At 68.1% G+C, this 26831-nt stretch carries 23 protein-coding genes; 14 read left to right on the top strand and 9 right to left on the bottom strand.

Annotation, left to right across the window (positions count from 1 at the left end; all coding sequences use genetic code 11):
• Nucleotides 1-110 precede the first annotated feature (110 nt).
• Complete coding sequence (locus ACFV15_RS05455) at nucleotides 111-623, bottom strand: PadR family transcriptional regulator (RefSeq protein WP_378348915.1); 513 nt, start codon at nucleotides 621-623, stop codon at nucleotides 111-113.
• Between the two features lie 88 nt (nucleotides 624-711).
• Here ACFV15_RS05455 and ACFV15_RS05460 point away from each other — a divergent pair, with 88 nt between their 5' ends.
• Entirely contained in the window at nucleotides 712-1086 is a 375-nt protein-coding gene (locus ACFV15_RS05460) for a hypothetical protein (protein ID WP_378348916.1), read from the top strand.
• Nucleotides 1087-1150: 64 nt separating this feature from the next.
• Here ACFV15_RS05460 and ACFV15_RS05465 read toward each other — a convergent pair whose 3' ends face one another.
• Nucleotides 1151-2146, bottom strand: a complete 996-nt coding sequence (locus tag ACFV15_RS05465; RefSeq protein ID WP_378348959.1) for a LacI family DNA-binding transcriptional regulator — start codon at nucleotides 2144-2146, stop codon at nucleotides 1151-1153.
• A 126-nt stretch (nucleotides 2147-2272) separates the two neighbouring features.
• On the opposite strand from ACFV15_RS05465, the gene ACFV15_RS05470 reads away from it, so the two are divergent.
• The 8 genes from ACFV15_RS05470 (at nucleotide 2273) to ACFV15_RS05505 (ending at nucleotide 12268) form a co-directional block, all read left to right on the top strand.
• On the top strand, nucleotides 2273-3199 hold the full coding sequence (locus ACFV15_RS05470) for a carbohydrate ABC transporter permease (RefSeq protein ID WP_378348917.1): 927 nt from the start codon (nucleotides 2273-2275) through the stop codon (nucleotides 3197-3199).
• 41 nt (nucleotides 3200-3240) lie between these two features.
• The gene (locus ACFV15_RS05475) at nucleotides 3241-4050 is read left to right on the top strand and encodes a carbohydrate ABC transporter permease (protein ID WP_378348960.1); all 810 of its coding nucleotides are present in this window, start codon (nucleotides 3241-3243) and stop codon (nucleotides 4048-4050) included.
• 28 nt (nucleotides 4051-4078) lie between these two features.
• Nucleotides 4079-5416, top strand: coding sequence for an ABC transporter substrate-binding protein (locus ACFV15_RS05480; protein ID WP_378348918.1), 1338 nt, complete (start codon nucleotides 4079-4081; stop codon nucleotides 5414-5416).
• A 3-nt stretch (nucleotides 5417-5419) separates the two neighbouring features.
• Nucleotides 5420-6940 carry an alpha-N-arabinofuranosidase gene (locus ACFV15_RS05485; RefSeq protein ID WP_378348919.1) on the top strand — a complete coding sequence of 507 codons (1521 nt, stop codon included), beginning with the start codon at nucleotides 5420-5422 and terminating at the stop codon, nucleotides 6938-6940.
• A complete protein-coding gene (locus ACFV15_RS05490; protein ID WP_378348920.1) occupies nucleotides 6933-8690 on the top strand; it encodes a beta-galactosidase family protein in 1758 nt (585 codons plus the stop codon). Before ACFV15_RS05485 ends, ACFV15_RS05490 begins: the two co-directional genes overlap by 8 nt.
• Before the next feature lie 21 nt (nucleotides 8691-8711).
• On the top strand, nucleotides 8712-10694 hold the full coding sequence (locus ACFV15_RS05495) for an RICIN domain-containing protein (protein ID WP_378348921.1): 1983 nt from the start codon (nucleotides 8712-8714) through the stop codon (nucleotides 10692-10694).
• The gene (locus tag ACFV15_RS05500) at nucleotides 10691-11662 is read left to right on the top strand and encodes a cellulase family glycosylhydrolase (RefSeq protein ID WP_378348922.1); all 972 of its coding nucleotides are present in this window, start codon (nucleotides 10691-10693) and stop codon (nucleotides 11660-11662) included. Before ACFV15_RS05495 ends, ACFV15_RS05500 begins: the two co-directional genes overlap by 4 nt.
• 171 nt (nucleotides 11663-11833) lie before the next feature.
• Nucleotides 11834-12268: an ATP-binding protein gene (locus ACFV15_RS05505; RefSeq protein ID WP_378348923.1), complete on the top strand. Its 435-nt coding sequence runs from the start codon at nucleotides 11834-11836 to the stop codon at nucleotides 12266-12268.
• On the opposite strand, the gene ACFV15_RS05510 is transcribed toward ACFV15_RS05505, so the two are convergent.
• The gene (locus ACFV15_RS05510; protein WP_378348924.1) at nucleotides 12202-12615 is read right to left on the bottom strand and encodes an alpha/beta fold hydrolase; all 414 of its coding nucleotides are present in this window, start codon (nucleotides 12613-12615) and stop codon (nucleotides 12202-12204) included. The two genes, ACFV15_RS05505 and ACFV15_RS05510, sit on opposite strands and share 67 nt — an antisense overlap.
• Here ACFV15_RS05510 and ACFV15_RS05515 point away from each other — a divergent pair.
• Together ACFV15_RS05515 and ACFV15_RS05520 are read left to right on the top strand one after the other, a co-directional pair.
• Complete coding sequence (locus ACFV15_RS05515; RefSeq protein ID WP_378348925.1) at nucleotides 12602-12760, top strand: winged helix-turn-helix transcriptional regulator; 159 nt, start codon at nucleotides 12602-12604, stop codon at nucleotides 12758-12760. The two genes, ACFV15_RS05510 and ACFV15_RS05515, sit on opposite strands and share 14 nt — an antisense overlap.
• A 104-nt stretch (nucleotides 12761-12864) precedes the next feature.
• Nucleotides 12865-13272, top strand: coding sequence for a hypothetical protein (locus tag ACFV15_RS05520; protein ID WP_378348926.1), 408 nt, complete (start codon nucleotides 12865-12867; stop codon nucleotides 13270-13272).
• A 292-nt stretch (nucleotides 13273-13564) separates the two neighbouring features.
• On the opposite strand, the gene ACFV15_RS05525 is transcribed toward ACFV15_RS05520, so the two are convergent.
• Nucleotides 13565-13945 (bottom strand): hypothetical protein, encoded by a 381-nt coding sequence (locus ACFV15_RS05525; RefSeq protein ID WP_378348927.1) that lies wholly within the window; start codon nucleotides 13943-13945, stop codon nucleotides 13565-13567.
• Nucleotides 13946-14998: 1053 nt separating this feature from the next.
• A complete protein-coding gene (locus tag ACFV15_RS05530) occupies nucleotides 14999-15520 on the bottom strand; it encodes a hypothetical protein (RefSeq protein WP_378348928.1) in 522 nt (173 codons plus the stop codon).
• 212 nt (nucleotides 15521-15732) lie between these two features.
• On the opposite strand from ACFV15_RS05530, the gene ACFV15_RS05535 reads away from it, so the two are divergent.
• Nucleotides 15733-16569: an undecaprenyl-diphosphate phosphatase gene (locus ACFV15_RS05535; protein WP_378348929.1), complete on the top strand. Its 837-nt coding sequence runs from the start codon at nucleotides 15733-15735 to the stop codon at nucleotides 16567-16569.
• A gap of 6 nt (nucleotides 16570-16575) precedes the next feature.
• Here ACFV15_RS05535 and ACFV15_RS05540 read toward each other — a convergent pair whose 3' ends face one another.
• From ACFV15_RS05540 to ACFV15_RS05550, 3 genes are all read right to left on the bottom strand, one after another.
• Nucleotides 16576-17547: a ferritin-like domain-containing protein gene (locus ACFV15_RS05540; RefSeq protein ID WP_378348930.1), complete on the bottom strand. Its 972-nt coding sequence runs from the start codon at nucleotides 17545-17547 to the stop codon at nucleotides 16576-16578.
• Between the two features lie 174 nt (nucleotides 17548-17721).
• Nucleotides 17722-18177 carry a MarR family winged helix-turn-helix transcriptional regulator gene (locus ACFV15_RS05545; RefSeq protein ID WP_378348931.1) on the bottom strand — a complete coding sequence of 152 codons (456 nt, stop codon included), beginning with the start codon at nucleotides 18175-18177 and terminating at the stop codon, nucleotides 17722-17724.
• A 61-nt stretch (nucleotides 18178-18238) separates the two neighbouring features.
• Complete coding sequence (locus ACFV15_RS05550; RefSeq protein WP_378348932.1) at nucleotides 18239-19972, bottom strand: alpha/beta fold hydrolase; 1734 nt, start codon at nucleotides 19970-19972, stop codon at nucleotides 18239-18241.
• A 246-nt stretch (nucleotides 19973-20218) separates the two neighbouring features.
• Here ACFV15_RS05550 and ACFV15_RS05555 point away from each other — a divergent pair, with 246 nt between their 5' ends.
• Nucleotides 20219-22837: an FtsK/SpoIIIE domain-containing protein gene (locus ACFV15_RS05555; RefSeq protein ID WP_378348933.1), complete on the top strand. Its 2619-nt coding sequence runs from the start codon at nucleotides 20219-20221 to the stop codon at nucleotides 22835-22837.
• Between the two features lie 3 nt (nucleotides 22838-22840).
• Here the strand turns inward: ACFV15_RS05555 and ACFV15_RS05560 are convergent, their stop codons facing one another.
• Nucleotides 22841-23131, bottom strand: a complete 291-nt coding sequence (locus tag ACFV15_RS05560) for a ribosomal protein L7/L12 (protein ID WP_378348934.1) — start codon at nucleotides 23129-23131, stop codon at nucleotides 22841-22843.
• Nucleotides 23132-23385: 254 nt separating this feature from the next.
• Between ACFV15_RS05560 and ACFV15_RS05565 the strand changes: the two genes are divergently transcribed.
• Nucleotides 23386-26820 (top strand): hypothetical protein, encoded by a 3435-nt coding sequence (locus ACFV15_RS05565; RefSeq protein ID WP_378348935.1) that lies wholly within the window; start codon nucleotides 23386-23388, stop codon nucleotides 26818-26820.
• Nucleotides 26821-26831: the final 11 nt, after the last annotated feature.

Here is a 26831-nt window from a genome sequence, read left to right on the forward strand (position 1 = left end):
CGGCGGGGATCGAGTCGTGCCGGAAGCCCGAGGTCTTGGAGGAGACCCGCACCGAAAACTTCAGACAGCCTAGGGGCATGTTTCGGCGAGGGTGGTATCGAGAGACGAGGTCAGGCGAGAGTCGCGCGCGCCTCGGCGATCCACGCGAGATCGGCCTCGGCGCGATTGATCGCGAACTGCGCGGTCAGGCCGCGGCCGGCGTGGTCGGCATACTCGGCCAGGAGGTCGCGGCACACCACGAGAGTGTGGCGCAGTTCCGTTTCCCAGCGGTCGAGCTGACCGAGCAGGTGCTCGGAACTGGTGTGCTGGGCGAAATGCAGCTGGATCTGCAACGGCTGGCGCGCGTGTTCGGTCACCGTGTCGAAGCCGTCCAGCCAGCCGCGGAAAGCGTGCAGGCCGGCGTCGGTCGCGGTGTAGACCCGCTTGTCCGGCACCGCTTCCTGGACGACGTGCTCCACCGTGGCGTGTCCGCGGTCGACCAGCTTGGGCAGTTCGGCATAGATGTGCGACCGCGTGATCGGCCAGAAGTAGGCCACCGCCCTGGACGCCCGCGCGCCGAGTTCGTAGCCCGAGGCGGGACCGTCCAGCAGCAGGCCCAGTACGAGGTAGCCGCCGACCGACATGGGCAGCACCCTAGTCCAGTCTTGACTAGGGTGCCAATCGCGGCTTACGGTTCAGGCATATTCAAGACTGGACTAGTCAGGAGTGGACGTGGAACGTCAGCAGGCGATCGCCGACTACGCGGCGGCATGGAGCGGAACTGACGCCGAGACCATCACGGCGGCCTTCGCCCGATGCTGGACCGACGAAAGCACCTACACCGACACGGTGACCGACACCATCGTGGGCGTCGAGGGCATGGTCCAGCTCATCCTCGGCACGGCGCACCAGTACCCCGGCTTCACGCTGCGCCCCACCAGCGACCTGGACACCCACCACAACGTCGGCAGGTTCAGCTGGGTGATGACGACGCCCACCCCCATGGTCGTCGACGGCGTGGACTACGGCCGGGAACTGCCCGGCATCGACTTCGTGGAGTTCACCTCGGACAACAAGATCGCCCGGATCGTCGGCTTCTTCGGCTGACCTGCCCCCAGCTCGTGCGACGTGAACGCCACTTCCGCAACGCTCAACGTTGTGAAAGTGGCGTTCACGCGGTTGGGGCTGGGGCCGGGCCGGTGCTTGACCGGACCACGAGTTCGGTGGGGACGGTGATCGCCACCGGTTTGGCCGGGCTGGTGGAGATCTCGGCGAGCAGCGCCGTGACGGTGCGCTTGCCGACTTCGTCGAAGGATTGGCGGACCGTGGTCAGCGGTGGCCAGAAGTGGGCCGATTCGGCCATGTCGTCGAAGCCGACGACGCTCACGTCGCCGGGTACGGACCGGCCGTGCTCGTGGAGTGCGCGCAGCAGGCCGAGTGCCATCTGGTCGTTGGCCGCGAAAACGGCGGTGACCGAGAGGTCGGCGGCGAGGCGCAGGCCGTGGTCGTAGCCCGACCCCGGTGACCAGTCTCCGGTGAGCGCCGGGGGCACTTCGCGACCGGCTTGTTTCAGCGTCGCCTGCCAGGAATCGTGCCTGCGCTCGGCGGCGTAGGACTCGGGCGGGCCAGCGATGTGCCAGACCGTGCGGTGGCCGAGGTCGAGCAGGTGGCGGGTGGCTGACGCGGCTCCCTCGGCCTGGTCGAAGTCGACCACGGGGAGGTCGCGGCGGCCGCCCGCGTCGATGACGACGACCGGAAGTCCTTGGGGCAGCTCGATTTCGCTCTCGTCGAGCTGGTGCTGCTCGATGAGGATGATGACGCCGTCGACCGTTTGCTCGTTGAGGCGGCTGAAGGCGCCCGCGACCTCGCCCTGTGATGGCTTGGCGACCGGCATGAGGACGATCGAGAAGCCTTCCGCCGCTGCCGCCGAGGCGACGGCGTCGAGGGTGCGGCTGTTGCCGAAGGTCGAGAGCGCCGAGATGATCACGCCGATGCTGCGGAACCGGCCGTTGCGCAGTGCGCGCGCGGCGCCGTTCGGGCGGTAGCCGACGCGGCGCATGGCGGCGAGGACGCGTTCGCGGGTGACGTCGTCGACGTTCGTCTTGCCGTTGGCGACCCTGGAGACGGTCTGGCCGGACACGCCGGCCTCCTTGGCCACGTCGGCCATCGACGGCGACCTGGTCTGCCGTTTCACAGGGGAGCTCCTCGATCGTCCTGGACATGTTTACGTGAACACGTTACCGTCGGCCCGCAAATGTTAACGTAAACATTCAGTTGGAACCCCGGAGGGACGATGACGTCCACAGCGGCACCGCTCGTCAAGGCTCGGTCGAGCCGGGCGAAGCCTGTGCGCCGCCGTCGCCAGTGGCGCGGCTGGATCTTCGTCGCCCCGTTCGTGCTGGTCTTCGCGCTGACCTTCCTGGCGCCGATCGGATACGCGGTCGGCCTGAGCCTCTTCCGTGACCAGGCGTTCTTCGGCGGCACGACGTTCGTCGGCGTGGACAACTACACGCAGGTGCTCGCCGACCCGAAGTTCTGGGAGTCGTTCCTGCGGGTGCTGCGGTTCCTCGTGGTCCAGGTGCCGATCATGCTGGTGCTCGCGCTGATCGCCGCGCTGGCGATCGACAGCGCCCGGCTGCACGCCGCCGGGTTCTTCCGCATCGTGATCTTCCTGCCGTATGCCGTGCCCGCCGTCGTCGCCGCGCTGATGTGGGGCTTCATCTACGGCGACCACTTCGGGCTCGCCGCGGACCTGAACCACCTGCTCGGCCGCGACGTGGTGAAACCGTTGTCGGACAACTGGATGCTCGCCTCGATCGGCAACGTGGTCACCTGGGAGTTCGTCGGCTACAACATGCTGATCTTCTATTCGGCGCTGAAGGTGATCCCCAAGGAGCTGTTCGAGGCGGCAGCGATCGACGGCGCGGGCGCGTTCCGCACCATCATGAGCATCAAGCTTCCCGCGCTGCGGGGCGCGATCGTGATCGCCACCATCTTCTCGATCATCGGCAGCTTCCAGCTGTTCAACGAGCCGAACATCATGCGCACGCTGGAGCCGAACGTGATCGGCACGTACTACACACCGAACATGTACGCCTACAACCTCTCCTTCGGCGGGCAGCAGTTCAACTACTCCGCCACGGTCGCGATCGTGATGGGCGTGATCACCGCGGTCATCGCCTATGCCGTCCAGCTGCGCGGCGCCAGGAAGGGGATGTGACCGTGCGAAAGTCCCGAAAGTCCCGCACTCTCACCGCGGTGATGGCGCTGTACCTGATCTACACGCTGGTGCCGCTGGTGTGGCTGGTGATCAACGCGACCAAGACCCAGTCCGCCTTGTTCTCCAGCTCTGGCCTGTCGTTCGGCGGTTCGTTCGCCCTGTTCGACAACATCGGCGAGACGTTCACCTACGACAACGGGATCTTCCTGCGCTGGCTGGGCAACACGCTGCTCTACGTCGTGGTCGGCGCGGGTGGCGCGACGCTGCTCGCGACCGCGGCGGGCTACGGGCTCGCCAAGTACCGTTTTCCCGGCCGCAGGGCGGTTTTCGCGGTCGTGCTGGGCGCGGTGGCCGTTCCGGGGACGGCGCTCGCGGTCCCGACGTTCCTGCTGTTCAGCAAGCTCGGGCTGACCAACACACCGCTGGCCATCATCATCCCGTCGCTGATCAGCCCGTTCGGCCTGTACCTGATCTGGGTGTACGCCGCCGACGCCATCCCGGACGAACTCCTCGAGGCGGCCAGGATCGACGGCGCGGGGGAGATCCGCATCTTCCTCACGGTGACCCTGCGCCAGCTGGTGCCCGGTGTGGTCACGGTCGCGCTGTTCACCATGGTGTCCACTTGGAACAACTACTTCCTGCCGCTGATCATGCTCAGCGAGCCGAAATGGTATCCGCTCACCGTCGGGCTGAACCAGTGGAGCGCGCAGGCGAACGGCGCCGGCGCCCGGCCGATCTTCCATCTGGTGCTCACCGGCTCGCTGCTCACGATCGTTCCGCTCGTCATCGCTTTCCTGCTCATGCAACGGTTCTGGCAGTCGGGACTGAGCGCGGGCAGCGTCAAACAATAGCCGTCACACTGTCGTGAAGGGACATTCGATGTCACGTATTCGTAGTCGTGCCAAGGCGGTCGTCGCCGTGGCACTGGCCGCAGCGCTGGCTGCGGGCTGCTCGTCCGGCGCCTCCACCGGGCCCGCGCCCGCCACCGGCAACCAGGATTCCGTCGACGCCGCGCTCAAGGCGGGCGGGACGATCACGTACTGGAGCTGGACGCCGTCGGCCAAGGATCAGGTCGCCGCGTTCGAGAAGGAGTACCCGAACGTCAAGGTCAACTACGTCAACGCGGGCACGAACAAGGAGGAGTACGCCAAGCTCCAGAACGCGATCAAGGCCGGTTCCGGCGCGCCGGATGTCGCGCAGATCGAGTACTACGCGCTCCCGCAGTTCGCGTTGACCGACTCGCTGGCCAACCTCGACCAGTACGGCTTCGGCGCGTTCGAGAAGGACTTCTCGCCGTCGACCTGGTCGAGTGTGCGGGTCAACAACGGGCTGTACGGCCTGCCGCAGGACTCCGGGCCGATGGCCTTGTTCTACAACAAAGAGGTCTTCGACAAGTACGGCATCGCCGTGCCGAAGACCTGGGACGAGTACCTGGCGGCGGCCAAGAAGCTGCACGCGGCCGACCCCGCGAAGTACCTCACCTCCGACACCGGTGACGCCGGGTTCGCGGCCAGCATGATCTGGCAGGCAGGCGGGCACCCGTTCACCGCCGACGGCCGGAACGTGAAGATCAACCTCGCCGACGCGGGCACCAAGAAGTGGACGGCCACCTGGAACCAGCTGGTCACCGGCAAGCTGCTCGCCCCGATCAAGGAGTGGTCCGACGACTGGTTCCGCGCACTCGGCGACGGCACCATCGCGTCGCTGGTCACCGGCGCCTGGATGCCGGGCAACTTCAAGTCCTCGGTCCCCGGTGGTGCCGGGAAGTGGGCGGTCGCCCCGATGCCGACCTATGACGGGCAGCCGGTCACCGCGGAGAACGGCGGCAGCACGCAGTCGGTTCTCAAGCAGAGCGCCAATCCGGCGCTGGCCGCCGCGTTCGTGCGCTGGCTCAACCACGGCAACGGGGTCAAGCCGTTCATCGCCAGCGGCGGCTTCCCGGCGACCACGGCCGATCTGAACTCGCCGGCGTTCCTGGACGAGGCCGTGCCGTACTTCGGCGGGCAGAAGATCAACCAGGTGCTCGCGGAGGCGTCGAAGACCGTCGCGAAAGGCTGGAACTACCTGCCGTACCAGACCTATGCCAACAGTATCTTCAGCGACACCGTCGGCAAGGCCTATGTGAGTGGCACGGCGCTCGACCCAGGGCTGGACGCCTGGCAGAAGGCGCTCGTCGACTACGGCAACCAGCAGGGCTTCACGGTCAGCGCGGGCTGAGCCATGCGAAGCCAGATCGAGGCCGATGTCTCCCACGCCATCGGCCCCGTCCCGCGACGCCTGTTCGGCTCGTTCGTCGAGCACATGGGCAGGGCCGTGCACACCGGGATCCACGAACCCGGTCACTCCACATCGGACAGCCGTGGCTTTCGCGGCGACGTGCTCGACCTGGTACGGGAGCTCGGGCCGACCGTGGTCCGGTATCCGGGCGGGAACTTCGTCTCCGCGTACCGGTGGGAGGACGGGGTCGGTGCCGAGCGTCCCGTCCGGCTGGACCCGGCGTGGCACAGCCTCGAGTCGAACCGGTTCGGGCTGCACGAGTTCGCCGCGTGGGCCGCGGCCGCGGACGTCGAAGTGATGTACGCGGTGAATCTGGGCACGCGCGGGATCCAAGAAGCCGCCGAGGTGCTGGAGTACTGCAACCATCCCGGCGGGACGGCGCTGAGCGAGCGGCGGCGCGCGACCGGCGCCGACCGCCCGTTCGGCTTCCGGTTGTGGTGCCTCGGCAACGAGATGGACGGCCCGTGGCAGGTCGGCCACAAGACCGCCGGCGAGTACGGCCGCCTCGCCGCCGAGACCGCGCGGGTCATGCGGATGATCGACCCCGGCATCGAACTGATCGTCGCGGGCAGCTCCGGCCCGGAGATGCCGACCTTCGGCGAGTGGGAGCGCACGGTACTGAAACACACCGCCGGGCTGGTGGACCACATCTCGCTGCACGCCTACTACCAGGAGCACGACGGGGACGTCGACAGCTACCTCGCCAGCGGGGCAGGGCTCGACGCCCACATCCGCGCTGTCGCGGACATCATCGACGAGGTCGGTGCCGGGAAGATCGGCATCAGCGTCGACGAGTGGAACGTCTGGGACCAGCGGCACTGGAACGAGGTGGAACAGCCACGGCTGACCGCGGGCGGCTGGCGGCACCACCCCAAGATCATCGAAGACACCTACACCATCACCGACGCGGTGGTCGTCGGCTCGTTGCTCGGCTCGTTGCTGCGCAACGTCGACCGCGTCACCATGGCCAACCTGGCGCAGCTGGTGAACGTCATCGCGCCCATCCGGACCGAACCCGGCGGTCCGGCGTGGCGGCAGACGACGTTCCATCCGTTCCAGCTCGTCTCCACGTTCGCGAGCGGCGTCAGCCTGAGGCTGACCGTCGGCGGCGACACACTCGAGACCGCGCGGCACGGCCGGGTCGGGATCGTCGACGCCGCGGCGACCATCGACGAGACCGGCTACTGCTCGGTCTTCCTCACCAACCGGGCCGCTACCTCGGCGACCGACCTCAGCCTGCGTATTCATGGCGCCCGGCTGAATCTCTGCGGCTCCTGGACCGTGGCGCCCCGCAGCGGTCAGACCAGGCACACCACGAACTCGGCCGAAGAGCAACCCGTCCGGCCCGTCCCGCTGCGGGACGCGGCCGTCACCCACGAGCCGGAAGGAACCGTCATCACTGCCATCCTCCCGCCCCTGTCCTGGACCGTGCTGCGGCTGACCCCGGTGGTGCGCGATGCCTGAATTCGTCATCGGCGAGCACGATTTCCTGCTCGACGGCCGCCCGCTGCAGATCATCTCCGGCGCGCTGCACTACTTCCGGGTGCATCCCGATCTCTGGGCCGACCGGATCGACAAGGCGCGCCGGATGGGTCTCAACACCATCGAGACCTACATCGCGTGGAACGCCCACGCCCCGGAGCCCGGCGAGTTCGACCTCACCGGTGGCCTCGACCTCGATCGGTTTCTCCGGCTGATCGCCGAGGCCGGTATGCACGCCATCGTGCGGCCTGGGCCGTACATCTGCGCGGAATGGGACAACGGCGGCCTGCCCACCTGGTTGCTGCGGGACCCCGAGCTGCGCGTCCGTCAGAACGAGCCACGGTACCTCGCCGCCGTGCGGTCCTATTTGGAGAAGGTGTACGAAGTCGTTGTGCCGCACCAGGTCGATCGCGGGGGACCGGTGCTGCTCGTCCAGGTGGAGAACGAGTACGGCGCCTTCGGCGACGACAAGCTCTACCTGGCCTCGCTGACCCAGTACACCCGCGCCGCCGGGATCACCGTCCCGCTCACCACGGTCGACCAGCCGCTGCCGGGCATGCTCGAGGCCGGGAGCATCGACGGGGTGCTGCACCGCACCGCGTCTTTCGGCTCGAAGAGCACCGAACGGCTCGCGACGCTGCGTGCGCACCAGCCGACCGGGCCGCTCATGTGCAGCGAGTTCTGGGACGGCTGGTTCGACCACTGGGGCGCGCACCACCACACCACGACGGTCGAGCAGTCGGCGGCCGACCTCGACGCGCTGCTCGCCGCGGGCGCCTCGGTCAACCTCTACATGTTCCACGGCGGCACCAACTTCGGCTTGACCAACGGCGCCAACGACAAGGGCGTCTACCAGGCACTGATCACGTCGTACGACTACGACGCGCCGCTCGACGAGGCGGGTGATCCGACGCCGAAGTACCACGCGTTCCGCGAGGTGATCGCCCGCTACGCCAAGGTCCCCGACAGCGTCCCGCCACCGGCACGCGCGGCGCCGACGCCGGTGGCCACGCTGCGCGACCCGGTCCGGCTGCTCGAGTCGCCGGAGCGATGGGGCACCTGGCGAACCCATGAGCGGCCGCCGACGTTCGACGAGCTGACACCGACGCCGCGGTTGGCGTTGCTGTCCAAGGAGATCGAGGGCGGCGAGCCGGGTGTGCTGACCTTCGGCGAGATCCGTGACCGCGCCACCGTGTTCTTCGACGGGGAGCACGTGGGCACGCTGCTGCGGGAGCACCAGGACCGCGCCGTCCGGCTGCCTCGGGCGCGCGGCGAGCTGGTCGTGCTGGTGGAGGACCAGGGGAGGGTCAACTACGGGCCCCGGATCGGGGAGGCCAAGGGCGTCATCGGCGGCGCGTTCCTGCACGGCGAACCGCTGCTGGGCTGGGAGGTGCTCCCGATCGACCTTGACGCGGTGCCGGAGCTGCGTTCCGGTGCCACGGAAGTCCTTGGCGGACCGGTGGCCGGGCCCGCGGTGGTGCGCGGCGAGTTCGAACTCGACGAGCCGGCCGACCTCTTCCTCGACACGGCGGGCTGGGGCAAGGGCATGGTGTGGATCAACGGATTCGCGCTGGGCCGCTACTGGCGACGAGGTCCACAAAGGACGCTCTACGTGCCGCGCCCGGTGGTGCGTGCCGGTGTCAACGAGATCGCCGTGCTCGAACTGGACATCATGCTCGAACCCGGGGCCCGGTTCGTGCCTCGCCCCCTTTTGGGACATACCGAAGCCTGACGAACGAAGGGCAGTTCACCGATGAACCGCAGAACCACGTTCCGCCGTCTGCTCACCGTCCTTTGTGTACCCATGACCGTCGCGGGCCTGACCGCCGCGACGGCCACCGCCGCCGATTCGGTCACCGTCCGCCCCGATCCGACCTATCGGGGGCAGCCGTTCGAAGGCTGGGGCGCGAGCCTCGCCTGGATGGCGGAGGCGACCGGCGGCTATCCCGACGCGATTCGCACGAAGCTCGCCGACATGGTCTTCGGCCCCGACGGGCTGAACTTCAATATCGCCCGGTTCAACATCGGCGGCGGCAACGCCCCCGACGTTCCCGCCTACCTGCGACCGGGCGGCGCGATCCCCGGCTGGTGGAAGGCGCCGGCGGGCACCACACGGACGGACAAGGAGTGGTGGACGCCAGGCGACCCGGCCGAGTTCGACCCGGCGGCGGACCCGAACCAGCGCTGGTGGGTCGACCGGATCAAGAAACGCGTCACCAAATGGGAGGCGTTCAGCAACTCCCCGCCGTACTTCCAGACCGTGTCCGGGTACGTCTCGGGTGGTTTCAACGCGACCGACGAGCAGTTGCGCACCGAGAAGATCGGTGACTTCACGGCTTACCTGGCCAAGGTCACCAAGACGCTCGAACGCGCGCACCACATCACCTTCGACTCGGTGAACGCGCTGAACGAGCCCAACACCGACTACTGGAAGACCACGCTCGGCGCCGACGGCAACCCGACCGGCGGCAGGCAGGAAGGCGCGCACATCGGGCCGTCGGTGCAGTCGCAGCTGATCCCGGCGATGGCCGGTGCGCTGTCCGCGGCAGGGCTGCGCGCGACCGTCTCCGCGCCGGACGAGACCAACCCGGACAAATTCGCCGCCGACTGGAACGGCTGGTCGGCCGACGCCCGCGCCAAGGCCACGCGGCTCAACGTGCACACCTACGGCACCGGCAACCGCCCGATCCCGCGTGACCTGGCGAAGGGCGCCGCGAAGCCGTTGTGGATGAGCGAGGTCGGCGGCAGCTGGAAGGACGGCCAGGACTTCACCAGCATGGACCCCGGCCTCGGCCTCGCCGGCCAGATCACCGGCGACCTGCGCGAACTGGAGCCGAGCGCCTGGATCGGCTGGCAGCCGATCGAGGACTACAACGCGATGAAGCCGGGCGGCGAACGTCCCGAAGGCATGAACTGGGGTGAGATCCAGATCCCGTTCGACTGCGCGCCGAACGCCGACTGTCCGATCAGGACGAACACCAAGTTCAACACGATGCGCAACTTCACCCACTACATCAAGCCGGGTGACCGCCTCATCGGCGTGAACGACCGGTCCAGCACCGTCGCCATGCGCGGCGAGAACCTGGCGACCGTCGTGCACACCAACACCGGCACCGCCGCGCGCGACGTCACGCTCGACCTGTCCGGCTTCGGGCACATCCGCGGCGGCGCGACCGTGACCCCGGTCGTCACCGACGTCAACGGAGCGTTGCGGACCGGCGCGCCGGTGAAGGTGTCCCAGCAGCGGGCGACCCTGCGAGTCCCGGCCCGCTCGGTGACCAGCTTCGTGGTCAACGGCGTGAGTTCCGTCGCGAGCGGCACGGGCATCGGCTCCGGCAAGCCGTTCTCGCTTTCCGGGGTGCAGAGCGGCAAATCGTTGACCGCGGAGAACGGATCGCTCATCCAGCGCACCACGAACGCCTCGGCGAACCAGCGCTGGACGTTCAGCGACCGCACCGGCCGCTACGGAAGCCGCGACCAGTTCACCATCACCAACGCGGGCACCGGCCAGATGCTCACCACGGAGAACGGCGCGGTGAAGCTCACCGCACCGGGAACGGGAGGCGCGGCGTCACGCTGGATCCTGTCGAGCACCGGCGACGGCACCTGGACCTTCGTCAACGCCGCCACCGGCCAACTGCTCGACGTCACCGGCGAATCCCGCGAAGACGGCGCCCCGATCGGCCTCTATGGGCCGACCAACGGCGCCAACCAGCGTTGGCAGGTGGCCGCATGAAGCGCGTTCGCATTCTGCTGGCGGCGATACTCGCCGCGCCATTGCTGATGGTCGCTCAGCAGGCCTCCGCCGACACCAACGCGTTCCGCGGCGTCAACTGGGCCGACGCCCGCGACAACTACGTGGACGGCTGGGTCGTCCCGACCGGCCTCGCCGCCGGCGACAGTTATGCCACGATCAAGACCAAATCGGACGGTATCCTCGCGGCCTTCCAGCAGCAGCTGGGCGCCAACACGGTCCGGCTGCCGATCAACCCGCAGAGCGTCAACTCGGACTGGTGGGCCCGTTACAAGGCCACCGCTGATTCGGCGCTGGCACACGGCATGAAGGTGATTTTCGGCTACTGGGAAGCGAACAAGGACGGCTTCGTCGACGACACGGCCGCCTGGAACACCATGTGGGACCGCGTCACCGCCGACTACGGCGGCAACGGTGGCGTCTACTTCGAACCCATGAACGAGCCGTTCGGCTACAGCCTCAACGCCTGGGTGTCGCTCTGCTCAGGCTGGCTGTCACGGCATTCGAGCATCCCCCGTGGCCGCGTGCTCATCAGCGGAACCGGTTACAACGACAACGTCACCGGGGTCGGTGCGGCGAGCGCGTTGAACGGCACACTGCTTTCGCTGCACTTCTACGGATTCTGGGCCTCGGACACCACCCGCGCCGCGTGGCGGGCCAACCTCGTCTCGCGCCTCGGCTCGTACTCGTCGCGCACGATCATCGACGAGGCGGGTGCCCCGATGACCACCGGGCTGAACTACACCAACGGGGCGACCCAGGACGGGAACGTCTTCACCGCCTACTTCGCCGCCACCACGGACCTGGCGAGGGAGCGGAAGATGGGCGTCGTGTACTGGCCCGGGCTGCGTGACGGTGACAGCTATTCGATCACCCGGCAGAGCGGGAGCGGCCTGGCGGTGAACAACCCCTCGGGCGTGGCCCAGCTGCGGTGGGGCTGGGGCCTGTAGCGGTGAGCGTTGCGGGCGGTCAGAACCGCCCGCGACGCTCACGACCCTGCTGGGAGTTGTTTCGAATCGGCCGTGCCGGGGTAGGTGCCGATTGTGAGCCTTCAGCGGGGACGACCTTGTTCCGGTGAGCTGGAGGCCGCTGGCAAGGGCGTGTTCGCGGGAGGTGCTGCCTTGACCAGTCCGCTGGCGGCCCCCCGGCCCGGGACGTGGGTGCTGGATCTGCGCGGCACGTCACCGAGAACGCTGGCCGCGGTCCGGACCTGGGCCGCGACGTGCCTGGCCGACCTCGGTGGCGTGCATCGCGCGGACGTGCTGCTGATCGCCAGCGAGCTGGTCGCCAACGCCTACCTGCACGGTGGCGGCCCTCGGCACATCCAGCTGTGGCGCGGGGTGCGGCCGTGTGCGGTCCGGATCGAGGTCGGCGACTTCAGCGCCGACCATCCGCTGGTCACCCGCACCCTCTCCGGGCACTCGGACGCACTGGGCATCAGGCTCGTGGATCGCGTCGCCGTGCGCTGGGGTGTGCACCACGGCCCGCATCATGACGGGAAAACGTTGTGGGCGCACATTTCCTGTGACGGCGGCTGCGGGCCGGAAGACTGCTGATGCGGCCGGGGTACGTGACCACGTGATCCGGTGGGTTGGTCGGCGGCGAGGAAGGGCGTCACGAGACGGAGCAGTTCCCGGGGCCGGTCCAGCGGGATGATGTGGCCGCAGTCCGGAATGACGTGCCCGGTGAGGTCGTCGGTGATGGGGCGTAGTTGCTGTTCGAGCGCGGTGCCGACCGGGTGGGCGCCGATCGCCAGCGTGGGCATGGTGAGCCGCCGGTCGAGCAAGGTGCCGTTGAGCCTGCGGGCGGTGGTGGGCAGCGCGCGGTAGTAGGAGAAGGCGCAGCGCAGGGCGTCCGGTCCGGCGTAGGCGTCGAGGAACGCGGTGCGGATGTCCGGCGGCACGCCCCGGCCGCGGGTGCACTACCGGCTCACGGAGCTGGGCCTGTCACTCGAGACCCCGCTGGCGGCGCTTCGGGTCTGGGCCGAGCAGCACATGGCCGAGATCGACCGCGCCAACGCGCAAGCCGACCCCGACGGCATGGACTGAAGACTTTGCTCGTGACAGGCGGGCGGTCGCGAACAAGCTCAATACGGTCGCCGTGCCGTCTTCGGCCGGGACCGGTCCCCGGCCGAGCACGGAATATTGATCGCATGACTGAGCCGGTACAGCGTCCGAACCGTCCTCCAGTGCTGATCGCCGCACTGGTTGCTCTGCCACTGGCGGCCTTGCTGTTCGGGATGACCGTGACGAACCTCGGCGGCGCGGGGAGTTCGCACACGAGCCTTCCCTCAGTTGCCCTGCTGATCTCCCTGCTGGCGATCCGCTTCAATTGGGCCCGCGCAACATCGGTAGCCGTACTGGCTTTCCTGACCATCCAGTGGCTGCCGGGCGCCGTCAAGTACGTGGACGACGAGAGAGCGAGCCAGGCCGCGACCTACGTCCTGATCGGCACAGCCCTCTTCGTGGCAGGTGCCGTCCTGGTCTACCTGACTCCGTCGAACCAGTACTACCGACAGGCCGCCCGTTGGCGAAACAGCCGGAAACAACAACCCGCCTGAAAGCCCAACTGTCTCTACCTCAGCGGCGGCTGGACCCTGCGGTCCAGCCGCCAATGACGTCCTCGCATGCCGATGAGCGGACATCTGGCCGAGCTTGTCTCGCAGGGTCATGCCTGCGCGCAGGTCGGGCCGGTTCGATGCCAAATTCTTCGATCATGAACTGCCAGAAGAGCGGAACCACTTCGTCGCTGGGGCGGAAGATTTGATCGTCGCGCCCGGTTATCGAACGATGCTCGATCACCACGCCGCCGGCCCCGACCTCGCCGGACGACCGCGACCGGACTTCTCCTCTTCAGCTGGGCCGGGGCACCGCTGTCCAGGCGGAGCACCGCGACAGCGTAGTCGTGCAGACCCTGTTCCTGACCGTCGTGGCGAGGTAGGTCTGCCGCTTGCCATTGGCCGGCAGGTCGTACACACGTCCTTCCACCTCGATCTGCGGAAGAGAGCCGGGTGCGAGGTACTTCACCCGGACCTCCCCGGAGAAGCGTCCCTGGCTCTCCGGTTTGAGGTAGTCATGGCAGATCACTGCGTACGCGTCCCCTGCCGCATGAGCCGTACACGTTTCCTGCTCGCTCGCGGGTTGCGCGACCGAGGTGCCGACGGTACCCGCCAGCAGCGCGCAGGCGGAGACTCCCGCGGCGACCATTGTGCGAGAAATTATTCCCTTGCTCATGCGAACTCTCCTGTTTTTCTCAAGCGGCCATCTAGGTGGGCGCCGCAAGACGCCTACTGTCATTCAGTGCATTTGTTGTACCGAGTCGCGAATGTGAAGTCTCATGCTCGGTACCGTTGAAACAGCAACAGCGTATGTGGCCGCTATATGCCATGCAACGAAGTTCGACCGGCAGAAGTGGATTTGCCGGTCGGCCGCATCGGGTGAGCGGACCGCCGGAGACGCGGTGGTGGCAGGATCGACGGCCAGCGGCCGTCCGCCGGGTTCTCCCATCGCCTGCTCGACACCGTCGTCGTGGAATACCTGCCAAAGAAGAGCCGGATCGCCATCCCATCGGCATTGCGATGAGCGCGGCGGTTCTCGGTATTCCGGAAACGAACTGGACAGGAAGCGATCGCGAAGCCGCCCGCCGGATGGTGGACCAGAGCAAGACCCTCCCGGAGGCCGCAGGCAACTTCGTGACATATGCGCCCAAAACAGCGTATTCGAGTCCGCGGCCTCCGGAGTCACAGTGATACAGAAGCGCTGTCCCCATTGCTAGAGTCGCTGGTCAAGCGAACACGCGTCGTCGCTCTACGAGCTGCTCAATAGCGGCAAGGCCGCCGAACTACGCGCAAAGATGGGATGATCCATTCATCATCCCATGGCAGACCCGCCGAGCAACGACAAATCTGTGCCACCTTGTCCCGCAACCGGCAGTTTGGGCGGCAGACTAGCCGCCGGACGCAAGTAGTTCCCCTTCAACCCGAGTTACACCGTTCGTTTGACAGACCCCTGAAACGTCCGCTCACGCCGCGAGGTGGGCGTGGTCCCAGTGTTGCCGGGCCCGTGTGTGCCGTCGGACGCTCGCGGCTCAGGGCGCCTTCTGGTGGCGGCGAGTGGATGGCGGTTGGCGTGGGCTCGATGCAGTTCCAGGAATACCCGCTTGGCGCTGGCGGGAGCCGATCTGTGAAGTGCCGCGAAACCGAGTTGTCCTCGTCGGTGTGCGCGACGAACACGTATTCGGTTCTGGCTGCCGCATCTTCCCATGCGACGAGAGGGCGATGGGAATACTCAAGCAGGGCAAGGAGAGCCGACCGAGACGTGGACGGTCTTGACCTCACTTCCCGATCGAACCTCGAGAGGCACACAGGCAGGTTCAGCGATCGAGAAGCCACCGGGAAAGACCAGCCATGCGTCCGGGCTTGAGGGCGGCACCGGGCAGGCGGGAATCCGGAGGCTGGTCGTCCACTCGGACGCGTGATTGCCCCAGGTGATCGAGACGCGGGCCGACCAAGGCGCGGGCACGGACAGGTCCGCCTCATGCCCGGCGTGGACGAACAGTGCGGTCTTGGCGAAGAGACGGTGCGGGCCCGCACCACCGCTGTCGTTGGCCTGCACTGTCGACGTGAGGTCCAGGCCGGCCACATCGAGAACGTCGCTGGGCGGCGAGGGCACGGTGGCTATCGGGTCGGAACAGACCAGCATGATTGCGGCGGGTTGCGGGCTCACGGGCGCCGGGGGCGTTGATCGCTCGGTGCAGCCTGCTGTCGCGCAGACGGCGATGACCGTGGCGACTCCGACAATCGTCCGCATGATGCACCCCCACCACGATGATCCGCCACACGCCACTCTACTGCGGGCATGGGCGTCACGGTCATCGAAATGTAAAGGCGCGCATTACCACTGGCAGAACAACTCATTTCTTACGAAACTCTTATCGACACTCGGCTGTTCGGGTCGATGCCGGTGTTAACGTCGCACCCGGTCAGGGAATCTGGCATGCGCTTTTTGCGGAGGATGAAGTCTTGAGTGTCATCGATATCGGCCAGTCCGTGGTACTGGGGATTGTGGAAGGCCTGACCGAGTTCCTGCCGGTTTCGTCGACCGGGCATTTGAAGATCACCGAGGGCTTGCTCGGCATTCCCGTCGGTGACCAGGCGGTCGTCGGGTTCACCGCGGTGATCCAGGTGGGGGCGATCGCGGCCGTGCTCGTCTATTTCTTCCGTGACATCGCCCGGTTCGCCGCCGCGTGGGGGCGGGGGCTGGTCTCCGCGGAGGCCAGGCGCGAGCGTGACTACAAGTTCGCGTGGTGGGTGATCGCGGCCACGGTGCCCATTGTCGTGGCGGGCCTGCTGTTCCAGTCGCTCGTGAAAGGCCCTCTCGCGTCGTTGTGGGTCGTTGCCGTGTCGTTGATCGCGGGCAGTGCGGTCATGTGGGCCGCCGACCGGTTCGGCACCGGCAAGCGCGGCGAAGCCGACGCCGCGCTGCCCGACGCGATGCTGGTCGGCGGCTCACAGATCCTGGCTTTGCTGTTCCCGGGCTTTTCCCGGTCGGGGGCGACGATTTCGACGGGGCTGCTGCGCGGGCTCGATCGGGTCGCCGCGACGAGGTTGTCGTTCTTCCTGTCGATACCGGCGCTGACCGGTGCCGGGCTGTACGAGCTGAAGGACGCGCTCGGACCTGGTCTGGACCCGATTCCGTTGCTGGTCGGCACGGTCGTCTCGTTTGCCGTCGCCTATGCGTCGATCGCGTGGCTGCTGAAGTTCGTCGCACGGCACACGTTCACGGCTTTCGTCGTCTACCGCGTGATCGCCGGGGCCGTGCTGCTCGTGCTGCTCGGCACCGGCGCGCTCCACGCCTGACAGCGGTCAGCCGCTGGCCGCGCTGGTGTTGACTTCGCCGTTGACGCCCTTGGGGAAGAAACCGCCGGAGGTGGCCGCTTTCGGGGTCAGGTAGACGATGTTGAGCACCTGGCCGGGGGAGCGGCTGAAGGCGATGCCGTTGGCGTCGGTCGGCACGATGTTGGCCTGGCCGTAGTGGTCGATGACGCCCTGGTCGAGGTCGGTGGGGCCGTCGAGGCTGTCGCGGGCGTTGGACAGTTTGACGCTGGCGTCCTTGAGGTCGCCGAGCCCGGGTATCCAGTCGGTGTGCTGGAAGATCGCGCTGCGGATGTTGGCGGCGTGGTAGGCCTCGACGGCCAGGATGCCGGCGGCGGCCTCGAGGTAGGTCTTGTTGGTGATCAGCGGCGCGGCGCCTTTGTAGGCGGTCACGCCGACGTCTTCGAAGAGATAGGCGGCGAGCAGGAAGTTCTCCTCGCAGGCGAAGGCGTCGAAGCTCTGGCCGCGTTTGACCAGGCCCGCGGCCTGCGCGGCGGCGGTGAAGCTGGACTGCAGGTCGATCGCGGGGCGGCTGACCGCGGCCGAGCCGAGTGCCGAGCGCAGGAAGAGGACGTGCGCCTTCTCGTCGGAGGCGATCTCCTGGGCGAACTGGCGGGCGGCTTTCGTTTTGAACCGCACCGCGCGCCCGCCGACGACGCCGCCGCGGACCCCGGTGCCGGTGGTCATGGGGTCGGCCAGGCCTTTGCCGGTGACGGCGTGCAGGTAGAACTCGGCCTCGAGATATTCGAGATTGAGCGCGAAGTTCAGCACCGCGCCGTCGCTGACCCCTTCGGCAGGGCCGGTGGCGGTGGCCGACGACGGCCCGGCGACGATTCCGGTCACCGCCCCCGCTCCGACCACGCCGAGCCCGGTGATACCGGCCGCCTTGAGGAAACGGCGGCGATCCTGCGGGTTTTCGGCACTGCGGTTGATCATCGACGAGACATAGCGCTTACCGAACACGGGGCGATCTCCTCCCCGCCGCACACGACGGCGGACGTGACCCGCCACCGGCGCCCCGGCGATGGGGTGAACCCTTCTTGGACACCCCTCATTCGGAGCCGCGCGGGCCGAGGATGGGTCGTGAGTGGTATGACCGGTTAGAACCGGCCGTACCACTCACGACCCGCTCGTCGGCTAGTGATCGCCGCGCTGGTGCTCGGTGATGTCGGCGAGCATGCGCTTGAAGCGCGTGTACTCCTCGTCGCCGAGTCGTTGCGCGTGGCGGGCCTGGATGACCGACATGATGGCGTCGGCCGTGCGCATCTGGGCCAGGCCGCGTTCGGTGGGGCAGATCAGCTTCGCGCGGCGGTCGCTCGGGTCGGGTGTGCGTTCGACGTAACCGAGTGCTTCCAGCTCGTCGATGAGCGTGCCGACGATTTGCTTGTGCTGCCCCGAAAGGCGGGACAGGTCGGTCGCGCGCACGCCTTCGGGATCCAGGTAGGCGAGCACGGCGCCGTGCCGTGGCTTGAGATCGTCGAAGCCCCGCTCGGCGAGTGTCGCGAAAAGTTCGCGCTGTACCGCGAACAGGAGCCGCCCGGACAGAACCCCCAGGTCGGGGTCGGTCGCGTTGCGCTCCGCTCGGGTGACCATCGCAGCTCCCCTCGCGGTCGTCGGCGGTTCCGCCGTCACTGTAGCGGGCACCCGCCGCGGGTCAGCGGCGGACGAGTTCGCGCCCGAGGTCGTCACGAAGATGGATCTCGATGAAATCGCGGAGGTAGCGGTCGTTCGCCAGCCGGTCGAAGGCCGCGGCCAGTGCGGGATCCCGTTCGGAGGTCAGGTGCGCCACGCGCCAGACGTTGCGCGGATCGTCCTCCGGGCCGGTCACGGAATGCTCGACGTGGAAGATCGGCTGCCCGGCGCCCGAGGTGAACACCCGGCCGTCGGGTGCCTCGAAACGCTCGGCCCCGACGAAGAAGGCGCGCCGGTTCTCGTGGTCGAGCCGGACGTGCTCGATGATCGTCGCGTAGCGCTCGGGTTCGGCCCATAGCCGTTGCTCGGAAACCCTGGTGAAGTCCTCGAACCTGCCATGCCACGTGCTCGGGAATTTCTCGGCGCTGCCCGGTTTCACGGCCGACGGGATGTACTTGTCCGGCGCCGCGGCCTTGCGCGTCTCCATGTCCCAGAGCAAGGCACCGGTGTACGCGAACGGCGGCCGCACGTCGTAGCGGTCGCGCAGCACCTCGTTCACGCGCACCGGCGGCAGTTCCACGGTGGTGGTGCCCGGCGCGTTCCACGCCTGTTCCAGGATCGCCTCGTGGTCGAGCCGCCCGATCACCTCGGCGATCCAGCCCGTGACGGCGGGCCAGACGGGGTGGTGCGGATGGACCACGTCGAAGTGGGTGCCACCGTCGACCTCCAGGTGGCGAGCGCCTTCGGTCTTCTCGGCATAGCGGCGGCTCCATTCGGCAGGCACGGCTTCGTCGGCTGTGCCGTGTACAACGAGCACCGGCACCCCCGCGCTCGGCAGTTCGAGCGGTGACGTCCAGTCGAAGTGGGCACCCACCAGCAGTTTCGTGATCCCTTCGCTCACCATTTCGGCCACCGCGGGCCACACGTCGGGGCGTGCCGCCTCCGGCGCGTCCTTCGGCGGCTCGGCGTCCGCGTCGGCGAGCAGCTTGCCGAAGCCGATGGCGTCGGCGGCACGCAGGTCGAGCGGCGCGCCGAGTGAGACGACACCGACCGGAGTGATCTTGGGCCTGGCGCCGGGTGCCTCGGACGGGAGAGCCGCGCGGTGCGCGGCCCAGGTCGCCAGGTGCCCGCCGGCGGAGTGACCGAGCACCACGACGCGGCCGGTGTCGAGCGCCGGATCCATCCCGCCGAGCGCGTCGACGGCGGCGGCGATGTCGAGGAAGGTGCCAGGCCAGCCCCCACCCGGCTCGCCGATCCGGCGGTACTCGACGTTCCACACCGCGTACCCGCCCGCGACCAGGTCGTCGACGACATCGGTGATCTGGCGGCGATCCCACATCGCGGCCCAGTAGCCGCCGTGCACGACGGTCACGACCGGAAACGGGCCGTCGCCATCGGGCAGGTACAGCTCACCGACCTGCGAAGGCTCCGTGCCGTAAGCGACGGTGCGGACCCGCCTGCCCGCCGGGTCGTCGTAGCGCACCCCGCGCTCGGCGCCGACCAGCCCGTCGATCGTGGCGAAGAACGCCCCGATCGCGGGCAGGTTCGCACCCTTCGACTTCGACTCGTCCCAGGCCGCGTCATCGGTCCATTCGACGAAGTCGAGCCAGGTGCGCTCGTCGAGGCGGACCAGGCGCGCGGCGAGGAACCCGCGCCGGTCGGCCCGGAACGCCTCGACCATGCCCTCGCGGGCGTCCAGCATGGCCCGCGTGCGTTCCGGCTTCACGGTGAAGGTCGTCATCTCGATGACGGACATCGGCAAGCTCCTCAGGTTAGTCAAGAATCATGATAGTCATGATACGTGACTAACCTGCCGGATATTCCCGCCCGCTCGCGATCACCTTGAGGACTTCAAGCCCCGGCCTTCTCGGAGAAACGCGGACAGCTCAGGCATAGGAAGCTCTACTGTGGACGAATGTACGAGCAGGACCGAACCGACTCCCGCAACGACATCTATCCTGGTAATGTGCCGCGGCCACTTGACCACGACACACGCTGGCCAGTGCCTCCGCCTGAGTGGTTCCTGCGGGTGGAGATCGGCCACGCGCACGAGCTCGACCTCAAGGTCACGCCGCACGTGCTCGTCACCGGCGCCGGGAAGTCGTCGCTGCTGCGGACGATCGTCGCCGGGCTGGCGCACCGGTTCTCGCCCTACTTCGTGCAGTTCGCGGTCGCCGACGACTTCCTCGGCGACACCTTGCCGCATCTGGTGGCCGACGCCTCGGACCGGCGCGCGCTGCTCGCCCGCGCGCTCGACGACGAGATCTGGCGACGGCGTCACCTGACCGACTTCAGCCGGGAACCGGCGCTGGTGCTCGTGTTCGACGACGCCGACCGGCTCGTCGCCGAGCACCCGGAGCTGCTCGGCGTGCTGGCGACCATCGGCCGCGAGCCGCTCGGGATCCACCTGGTGCTCAGCGCCGCCGATCCCACCGGGCTGAGCGGGCTGCCGTTGACCACGGTGAGCGGCGGCACCCCGTTGCTCACCTCGCGTGAGGAGTTCGCGCGGTTCGGGCGGACGTTCTTCTACTACATTCACCCGATCCGGCCGCTGTTCCGGCCGGAATCGCTGACTTACGACCGAATGCTCGCCCAGGACCCGGGCGCGAGCGAAGGGATCCCGCTCGGCGTGCTCGCCGACGGATCGCTCGCCACGATGCGGCTCGATCTCGCCGTCGATCCGCACGTGCGGGTGGTGGGCGGATCGGGCTGCGGCAAGACGACGACACTGTGGACGATCATCCGAGGCATCAGGAACCATTACGGGCCAGGCGAAGCACTGGTCATCGACGGCTCCGCTCAGGTCGGCGCACTCCGGGCCGAGCTGCTCAGGCGCCTCGGCTCGCGAGACCTGTGGCGGGGACCGAAACTGTTCGTCGTGGTCGACGACTGCGACCGGCACGAGGTGGATCCACTGGGGCCGATCGCCGACCTGATCCCGCACGGCGCCGCGATCGGGCTGCACATCCTCGAATCGGTGCGCTCGGGTGACCGACGGCAGGACGGCGTCCTGCGGATCGGGCTGAGTCCGCACCCCGATCCGTGGCTTTCGGCCACACCCGGCCACGGCCCATGGCACCCGCCGGAGCCATCGCCGCTCGGCCGCGCCCGCTTCGACGGCACGCACCGCGGCGGGGTGGTGCAGATCGCTTTCGATGCCGGGCGCCCCGAGTTCGACGCGTTCTCGTTGCCCGGCAACGCCACTCGAGAGCAACCGCTCACCGTCAGGATCGGGTTCGCGGACGACGAACCCGTCTACCTCGATGCCGGGCGGCACGCCTGGATCGGCGGCCACGTCGGCTGCGGCAAGAGCACACTGCTCCGCATCGTGGCGGTCAACCTGGCCGCCCGGCACTCCCCGGCGACGGTGCAGTTCCTGGTCATGGAGTCCGACGCGGCCGTACTCGCCGATCTCGCGACGCTCCCGAACACCGCCGAGTACATCGCCACCCGCGATGTGGCGGCCATCCGGCGGTTCGCCGCGCTGCTCGACGATGAGCTCAGGCGCCGTCTCGCGGTCAGGGAGACCGGCATGCTCGCCGCTGTGCCACACCTGGTCGTGTTCGCGGACCAAGCGTGGTCCGATACGGCCGCCGTGCCGGTGCTGGCCGACAGCCTGCGCCGCCTGGCCGCACTCGGCGAGCGGCTCAAGATGTCACTGCTGCTCACCGACCGCCGCCCGCCCCACCCCGACGGTCGCGACGGGTTCAGCGACCTCCATCGCCGCATCCCGGCCCGGATCAGCCTGAGCGGCTTCCCCGACGCGCAAGGCGACGCGTGGACGCTGGGCGTGCCCGCGGTGCGCCGCCTCATCACCAACCAGGGCGCTCACTTCTTCTATGCCTACCTCCACGACGGAACCGAGTTCCAGGTCGCCCGGCTGTCCAAAGAGGACATCCGCGAAGCCCGCTTCCGGGTCCGCGGCCCGGCCGTGCGCGCCCAGCCGCTGACCCCGCCGGTGGGCGTCTTCACCTACGACGAGCTGCGCATACTCGACGACGAGACCGACCGGCTGCCGCTAGGCCTCGAAGCACAAGCCGAGCGCGTCGTCGGCTTGCCGTTCACACCCGGCCACCACCTGGTCGTGCTCGGCGCATCCGGCACCGGCCGGTCGACCGTGCTGCGTACCGTCCTGCGCGGCATCGCGCGGCGCTTCTCCGTGGAAGACGCCTTGGTGCTGCTGATCCGCGACGACTCGATCGCCGGTGTGCTCCCGCCGGACCAGGTGCTCGCCGCGTCGACCGGCGTCGAGCCACCACCCCAGATGATCTCGGACGTACTCGGCGCACTCCGGAAACGCGTGGGCAACCCCGGCTGGACCGGCCCGCGCCTGTTCGTGGTGATCGACGACCACGACCTCTTCGCGCCCGCGCACGACCCACTCGCCGCGTTGGCCGAGGCGATCCCGCACGCGGCGGACATCGGCTTGACCTTCATCGTCGCGCGCATCCCGGACCGGAGCGCCACGCCCGAGATCGCCGCACTCGGCCAGCCGCATCTGGTTCTCGACAACGCCCCGCTGCCGGAAAGCGCCCCTGGTGATCTTCCCGCGCTGCCACGCGCCGGACACGGCGAACTCGTGCCGTGGGCGATCAGGGTCCGCCTGCCCTGGTCGGGCTAGACGTCAGCCGAGGCGCTCGACGGCTTCCTTGGCCTCCTTGAGACCGGCGCCGGTGCGCGCCCGGTACGCCTTGATCGCCTGGATCTTCTGTCCTTTGCTGAGGAAGGCCAGCACTTCCGGCATGTCGGCTTCAGCTTCGCTGACCCCGAGCTGCTCCATGATCAGGTCCAGCTTCCGCTCCGTGCTGGCAAGCCGCCGTTCGACCCTCGCGACCTGCCGCTGGATCCCGGCCGAGCCGACCCAGCCGACGGCGACGAGCACGACGAGCGCGAGCGAAAGTGTTCCGTAGTCCATGCCGGAGATGGTAGTGGCCGGAGATCCGCGGAAAGCGGTCGCGCCCGGCGGGAGAAAGCCCGATCGGGCAGTCCAGTGGGCTGTGATCGGTGAGCGATGGTGCTGAGTCTCGGCACCGAGCGCGTAGCCCTCGCCGCGCGGCATTGTTGCGGCGGAAATTCACTGGCAGGGTCCGCCAGGTGAGCCAGCCGGCTTGAAGCGGTTTCACCGTGTCCGCCGGCGGTGCTGGGGCTTGTCCCGATTCGATCAACGGCATGAGCGAGGGGTCCATGAGCGTGGAGTCAGGGAAGAAGTGGACACGTCAGGTCTCGCGGCGTGGGGTGCTGCTGGCGGGCGGCGGCGCGCTCGTGCTCGCCGGGCTGCGCTCCGCGACCGCCCCGCTGTCCTTTCTGACCGCGAGTGCGACTCCGGCGTCGACCCTGCATCTGGTCCGGCCGCAGGACATGCTGGTGCTCGACTTCGACTTCTACAATCTCCGCCCGGATTTCTCGGGTGACGAGCCGCAGCTGCGGCAGATCGACGAGTCGGCCTACAGCTACGTCGTGGTGCGGTTCGAGGCGCAGCACATCAGCGAGCAAACCTTCTACGAGGGTGCGACGCCCTCGGCGCCGGGGGCGGTCGCGGGCAAGGCCGTCGGGCCCAGCCGGATCGCGTTCCTCGTGCCGGAGACGGTCAAGTCCCTTCCGTACAGCGAGCGGGGGCTGCTCGGGTGGTGGCAGTGGATCATGCAGGTCGTCGAGGGCAAGGGGGTGCCGGATGAGCTGCGCACCGACCTGCTCCTGGTCGACTGGCTGCACCTGACCCCTGAACGGTCCGCGACCTGGGCGCACGCCATCGAGCCCGTCGAGCACGGGGGCCGCACCGAGCTGTGGCACACCCGGCTGTCCCAGCGTGGCACCGATGGCAAGCCGAGCGAGGTGATCGGGTTCGCCCAGCCGCCGTCCGCGCCCACGATCCGGGCGGTGCACGCCGACACGCCGACCGCGACCGAGGCCGGTCTGTTCAAGACCCTGGTGCCGTCGGCGAAACCGACCGAGCCGGGACAGCCGCCCGCGACCTGGCGGTACATCCCCGACCAGCTGGTCGATCTCACCAGCAACGCCGCCGTGGACGTCCGCGCACCGGTGCGGGCGGATCTGCTCGCGTTGAGCGCCACCGGTGCGACACTGGACTTCGACGGGAAGTGGGCGGCTTCGGCGAATGTCGAGCTCCAGCTCGATGTCGCGGGCTGGGAGCACCATTCCTGGCAGGGGCGCGACAACAAGGTGGTGGTCGAGCAGTACGGGTTCCTGTTCCCGTTCGGGCATCGCGCGCGGCTGATCACCGAGACCAAGCGGCTCATCGACGACGCGCAGGGCATGACCTATCTGCGGCAGCGGCAGTTCATCCGTATCTCCGAACCGGTGAAGTCCTTCCCCGCCCCGCATCAGCGGTTCGGCGGCAGGGCCTTCCCGTTCAGCCGGATCACCATCACCACGGCGGTGCTGCCGGATCTGCCCGAAACCCGCGAGGCGCTGGTCGCCGGGCACGGCGAGGCGTTCTGGATCAGCGATATCAACGCGCCCACCACCGGCGGCCACAGCGATGTCGTGTTCTCGGTCAGCGCACTCGACGTCACCGGGCGGCTGGTCGACTTCACCACGCCGATGGCGTTCGTCCCGTACGCGGTTTCGGTCGATCCCGACCAGAGCAACGATCTGTTCACCAAGATCTTCGCCAGGTACGGCACCTATGACGAACTGGTGTCGGCGACGCCGGATCCGCGGCGGCGTGTCGAACTGGCAGGCCAGGAAGTCGCCTACGCGCCCGAGGAGAAGCCGGGCACGGCCACCTTCCCGACGCAGCGGATGTTCTGGGGTGTCGAAGGTCCCGTTCCCGGGGTGCTGCCACCACTGAAGCCGGGCCAGCAACCGGATCCCGCGAAGCTGTACGCCGACGTGAACTCGCCGTTGTTCTACCCGAGGCTGCTGGCCGCGCAGATCACCGCGCCCGCGGTGGACGCGATCATCGGGACGGGCCAGCCGTTCTTCCTGGTGCCGGACAAGATCTACCTCGGTTCGGGGGTCGGCACCGCGAACAGGGCCGCCGCGTCGGGCAACCAGGCGCAGATCTTCGCGCGGGTCCAGAAGACCCTGCCCGGCGTCGCCGAACTGGCCAAGGACAAGCCGGATCCGAAGAAGTACCAGCCGGTGGCGCGCGCGGTGGAGAGCAGCGAGACCTCCGGTGGCGTGCTGTCGCCGAACCTGGTGATCGGTGCCTGGTCGAACACGCACGGCCCGTTCAGCGGCAGCTACGACGTCATCGAGAAGACGCAGCAGGAAGGCAAGGTCTCCTACGGCGACTACTTCCCCAAGAGCGATCTGGCCAGCGGCCTGACCCAGGCCGCGTTGTTCGGCGGCATCTACCTGGCGCAGATCATCCCGGACGGTTCGCTGGGCAATGCCGTCAAGCTGATCAAGGAGACTCAGTACCCGCCGAAGAAGGGCAACCCCAAGGAGCAGGACACCTCGATGAACCCCACGGGGCTCAAGGTGAGCATGAAGTGGGGGACACCGCTCAAGTCCTTCGGCCCGTTCGTGGTGCTGAACAAGGACAAGAAGCCGGTGCAGTCCGGCGAGGAGACCATCAGCAAGCTCGACGTGCTCGTGGTCAACAAGGTGGACTACCTGACGAGGAAGACCGAAAGCACCACCACCGCCACGGTGTCCGACTTCTGGATCGCGCTGCCGTCGGAGAAGATCGACTTCCTGGTGCTGAAGTTCACCAAGTTCGAGTTCAAGTACCAGCCGGTCGACAAGATCAGCCCCGATCCGGATATCGACGGTGTCGCCTTCGCGGGCCCGTTCGAGTTCGTCAACGTGCTGCAACGGTGGCTGACCAAGCCGTTCGGTTCGGACAAGAAGAAGGACGGCGGGTCGGCTCCGCCGCCCCCGCCGTCGAACCCGAAGCTCGCGGCCCCGAAGAGCAAGCCGATCATCGACCTGTCCACCGACCATGTCGGGGTCGGCGTCAGCCTGGGCCTGCCGGGTATCGAACTCGGCGCGTTCATGCTCACCGGGATCCGGCTCAACATGGCTCTGGTGCTGCCGTTCGACGGCAAGCCGGTGCGGGCGAAGTTCGGTTTCGCCAGCGAGAGCGCGCCGTTCGAGCTCACCATCTACGGGCTCGGCGGCGGCGGGTTCTTCGCGCTGGAGGTCTCCAGCAGGCCGCGGCTGGAGGTCGTCGAGGCGGCGCTGCAGTTCGGCGGGTGCCTGGCGCTCGACGTCTTCGTGGCGAGCGGCCGGTTGAGCATCTACGCGGGCATCTACTTCAAGCTGGAGCGCGGGGACGAGAACGACCCCGATCCCAAGAAACGCGACGACACCGTCACGCTGCGGGGCTACCTGGACGCGGACGGGCGGCTGTCCGTGCTCGGCCTGATCACCATCGCCGCCCATTTCCACCTCGACCTGGAATGGAAGAAAAAGGGCGAGCAGTCGGTGGTCACCGGGCACGCCAGCCTGGTCGTGTCCATCGACCTGTTCTTCATCAGCGAGTCGGTGACGGTGTCGGTCGAGAAGACCTTCGCCGGTGGCGAGTCCGGCAGCACCTTCGCGCTGGCCGCCGGCGAGACGCCCCGTCGCAGTGATTTCGGGGATCTGGTCAGCAAGAGCGACTGGCACGACTACTGCTCGGCCTTCGCGGCCTGAGGGGAACGAGA

It is taken from the genome of Amycolatopsis sp. NPDC059657 (genome assembly GCF_042734395.1).
Taxonomy (GTDB): Bacteria; Actinomycetota; Actinomycetes; order Mycobacteriales; family Pseudonocardiaceae; genus Amycolatopsis.